At 47.8% G+C, this 4422-nt stretch carries 4 protein-coding genes; 3 read left to right on the top strand and 1 reads right to left on the bottom strand.

Annotated elements, in window-relative coordinates; translation table 11 throughout:
- A partial coding sequence (locus tag Q0R35_RS10740) for an MFS transporter (protein WP_295617452.1) occupies window positions 1–720 on the top strand: 720 nt, incomplete at its 5' end.
- 254 nt (window positions 721–974) lie between these two features.
- On the top strand, window positions 975–2312 hold the full coding sequence (locus Q0R35_RS10735) for a chloride channel protein (protein WP_366944867.1): 1338 nt from the start codon (window positions 975–977) through the stop codon (window positions 2310–2312).
- 28 nt (window positions 2313–2340) lie between these two features.
- Here the strand turns inward: Q0R35_RS10735 and cimA are convergent, their stop codons facing one another.
- Window positions 2341–3957 (bottom strand): citramalate synthase, encoded by a 1617-nt coding sequence (gene cimA / locus Q0R35_RS10730; RefSeq protein WP_295617445.1) that lies wholly within the window; start codon window positions 3955–3957, stop codon window positions 2341–2343.
- 119 nt (window positions 3958–4076) lie between these two features.
- On the opposite strand from cimA, the gene Q0R35_RS10725 reads away from it, so the two are divergent.
- Window positions 4077–4403: a 2Fe-2S iron-sulfur cluster-binding protein gene (locus Q0R35_RS10725; protein ID WP_295617442.1), complete on the top strand. Its 327-nt coding sequence runs from the start codon at window positions 4077–4079 to the stop codon at window positions 4401–4403.
- Window positions 4404–4422 lie beyond the last annotated feature (19 nt).

Below are 4422 nucleotides of genomic sequence, written 5' to 3'. Positions count from 1 at the left end.
TTCATTTGGGGCTTACTCGCGGCGTTATATGCTTACCAAAGTTATCAAGCTTGGCTAGTCAATCGGGATGTAGTACTGGGTAGAAAGCAATTTGCACCAGCCGAGCGGTATGAATTCAGTCAAGTTGCACTGCTGCAATTTACCTATATTGCTAGTTTTGGTTCCGAACTCGCTGCTGTGTCGATGTTGCCTGTCTTCTTCGAGAAAACATTCGGACTTCAACATGCCGCCGCCGCGATGATTGCGGCTACATATCCATTTTTAAACCTCTTCTCTCGCCCTAGTGGTGGTTTTATTTCTGATAAATTTGGAAGTCGGAAATGGACGATGACTGTAGTAACCGGATTAATCGGGATTGCCTATTTAGTAGCCCATCAAATCGATAAAACGTGGGCTTTACCTATAGCAGTTGGCGTGACGATGTTTTCAGCTTTATTCGCTCAAGCTGGCTGTGGTGGTACCTATGCAATTGTGCCGTTAATTAAGAAAGAAATTACTGGACAAGTCGCGGGAAATGTCGGTGCTTATGGTAATTTTGGTGGTGTAGTTTATCTAACTATTTTCAGTTTGACTGATGCACCGACTTTATTTGCTTCGATGGGTATCACTGCCTTAGTATGTGCTTTCATGTGTGCCTTCTTTCTGAAGGAACCACAAAACTCTTTTGGATTGGATAATGTTTTAGCAGTCGAACCGAGTGGAATTCGAGCGAATTTCTAATTATGCAAACCTAATTTGTTACTTACAATCTTGTCAGTTTGAAACCACTCTCAGGTGGTTTCAAACATCAGCGTTTGAGTAAGTAGTAATTTGGGTTAGATTATAAAAAACTCAAGTATTAGTGTTCCTAATTTAAGTGCCCGGTATCTCTCTATTCCTAGTTCTCAATCTACCTCGATCGATCTCAGGAGAATGCTATGTCGTCAATGTCTCACGAGTCATCTACTGTTGATGCAACAAATGAATCACCCTTAATGAGTACTGCCGCTCCTATTTTGAGCGATCTGAGTTATTCCCAAGTGATGTTTTGGTCGGCAGCCATTGGCGTTGCTGGGGGATTAGTTGCTACTGCTTACTATTACCTGATTGAAGGTTCGATGCACCTCGTGTGGACGCAGGTGCCGGAGCTGATCCAAGTGTATTTTCCTGGGGAGTTTTTCATCCACAATTATGTGTGGATTGCTGCTTCGGTGGGTGGATTATTAGTAGGGCTATCGCTCTATTACATGGGTTTGCCTGGGGAAGTTGCCTTTGTGGTAGATAAGGTACACGATCCGGGGCGGATCGATATGAAACAGACTCCAGCGATGATTGTCGCGTCGTTATTCTCGATCGTGGCTGGCGGTAGCGCGGGGCCAGAAGCACCGCTGGTACAGGTGAATGGTAGTATTGGTGGCTGGGTGGGTACCAAGCTAAATCTATCGCTGGCTTCGGTGCGGATTCTGACCTTTTGCGGCATGAGTGCCGCTCTAGGAGCTTTCTTTGGTGCGCCGTTGGGTGGGGCACTGTTCGCGCTCGAAATTCCCCACCGTCGCGGGTTGGAATACTATGAGGCGATTATTCCGGCGGTGCTATCGGCGGTTTTGAGCTTTACCGTATTTCGGTTTAGTACGGGGCTATCGATCGGCGGTATGTACCACTTTGCACCGATTCCACCCTTGACGCTGATGAATCTGCTGGAAGGGGCGATCTTGGGTGCGGTAGGGGCGGCGGTTGCCTTGTTATTCGTGCTGGTGTTCCGCACTGTGGGCTATTTGACAGCACCTCTACATCATCAAACAATTTTACTGGCAACGCTGGGCGGATTATCGATCGGGTTAATTGCCTTAGTTTTTCCCCAGACGTTATTTTTTGGTGAGGAGCAAATCGAGACAGTCATCGAGCATGGTGCTAGCTATGGGATTGCGTTACTATTAGCGATCGGATTGGCGAAAATGCTCACCATTAGCTGTACGCTACATGCTGGCTTTCGGGGTGGCTTTATTTTCCCGCTGTTTTATATTGGCTCGGTGGTGGGTTTAGCGATTTCGCTGGGTTTCCCCCAGATCCATCCGACAATCGCAATGGTATGTATGATGGCGGCGGTAAATGTGGCAATTACCAAGACTCCGATTAGCAGTACGGTGATTTTGAGCGTAATTGCCGACACCTCAATGGTGCCCGTTATTGTGATTGCCAGTCTGACTAGTTTCTTGCTTACTACCCAAGTATCGCTGATTAAAACCCAACGATCGCGGACGGTAACAGCCGGAGAATATCAGCCCCCGGCTAAGGTGCCATCGATCGAGGCTGGCGTACTTACACAAGCTTAAATAGCTGACGATCGATCTGAAGTTAAATTTACTTGACATCCACCAAACTACAAGTTTGAGGAGAGCGCACTAATAAGCCATATTCAATCCCTTGAGCGACAGCTTGATACGATGCTTCGAGGATATTATCAGATACGCCGATCGTCGTCCAGCGATGTATGCCATTACTCGACTCTACTAACACGCGAGTTACCGCCGAAGTTCCTGCACCGCCGTCGATAATTCGCACCTTATAGTCGGTGAGATAGCATTTATTTAACTCTGGATAAAACTGACTTAATGCTTTGCGTAAGGCGGCATCTAGAGCCGATACGGGGCCATTTCCTTCGGCGGCTTCGAGAATATTTTGCCCATCTACCGCGATTTTAATCGTGGCGAGGGAGTGGTGTTGGGTGGCGTTAGCGTAGTCTCTTTTCGGGAGAATCGCGCAATGTACCTGAAAATCTTGGATGGTAAATAACGTCGAGGTTTGTCCTAAAATTTCGCGCATTAATAGTTCAAAACTCGCCTCGGCTCCTTCAAATTGATAGCCTTGGTATTCTAATTCTTTGAGTTTGGCTAAAATTTGGCGGGTGCGCGGATCTTCCTTTGTCAGCGTCAATCCCATTGTGCTGGCTTTAATTAACACATTGCTCAATCCCGATTGTTCGGAAATGGCAATCCGGCGTTCGTTGCCGACTTGGGTGGGGGCGATATGTTCGTAGGTGAAGGGGTTGCGCTCGACGGCGGAGACATGGATGCCACCTTTATGGCTGAAGGCGCATTTACCGACGAAGGCGGCGTAATCATTAGGGGCGACATTAACGACTTCGCTGACGAATCTACTTACCTGTGTCAGGCGGGTGAGATTGGTATCGGTGAGACAGGAGTAACCGAGTTTGAGTTGGAGATTGGGAATAATCGAGCAGAGATTGGCATTGCCACAGCGTTCGCCATAGCCATTGATGGTGCCTTGTACCATTGTCGCGCCACTGGTTACTGCTGCGATCGCATTGGCTACGGCTAGTTCGCAATCGTTATGCGAGTGAATGCCAAATTGAAGCTGTCGCTGAGGATCGAGAGTATTAATTACGTCGCTGACAATTTGGGTAATTTCTGGGGGCATCGTCCCCCCATTAGTATCGCAAAATACCAGCCAATCCGCACCAGCCGCGATCGCAGTTTGCAAAGTTTGAAGGGCGTATGCGGGATTTGCCTTATAACCATCGAACCAATGTTCGGCATCGTAAATTACGCGCCTACCCTGAGAAATTAGGTACTCGATCGAATCGCGAATCATCTCCAAATTCTCGGCTAAATCGGTCTTTAAGCCCTCAGTAACGTGGAGATCCCACGATTTACCAAAAATTGTCACCCACTGCGTCCCAGCGGCAATTATCGCGGCTAGCATTTTATCTTCAGCAGCCCTACCGCCAGGGCGACGGGTAGAGCAAAAAGCCACTACTTGCGCCTGAGTTAACGGTTCTAGCTGCAACCGTCGAAAAAATTCCCCATCTTTAGGGTTAGCACCCGGCCAACCACCTTCAATCCACGGTACGCCTAATTGGTCGAGTTGCCGCGCAATTTTGAGTTTATCTTCAACCGATAAAGTCAATCCTTCTCTCTGCGCGCCATCGCGGAGCGTTGTATCGTAGATGTGAATCATGGGGGAGAAGTAAGAAGTAAGAAGTAAGAAGTAAGAAGTGATAGGTAAGGAGTAAGTCCGGTGGCAAGTGTTACAAAATTGCGAGAAAATAGAATCAGCTTTTACTTTAAAGAACGATCGTGCCTCAAGTCACCGCCCAAGGAAAAAACTTTACCTGCGAAACTGGAGCCAACCTCCGTCAGGTATTACTCGCCAATGGGGTAGATCTTTACAATGGAAATGCTCGGATAATTAATTGTATGGGCATCGGTACCTGTGGTACATGTGCAGTCGCGATCGAGGGTGAGGTATCGCCGCCAAATTGGAAAGATACCGCTCGTCGAGCCTTTCCACCCCATACCCCCAGCCGCAATCTCCGCCTCGCTTGTCAAACGCAGGTTTTGGGCGATATTACCGTAAGTAAATTTACCGCTTTTTGGGGACAAGGACTCGATCGATCCTGGTAAGGGAGATTTGGGTTTTAGG

It is taken from the genome of Chamaesiphon sp. GL140_3_metabinner_50 (genome assembly GCF_025361915.1).
Classification (GTDB): domain Bacteria; phylum Cyanobacteriota; class Cyanobacteriia; order Cyanobacteriales; family Chamaesiphonaceae; genus Chamaesiphon.
This window is presented reverse-complemented; position numbering and strand designations above follow the sequence as displayed.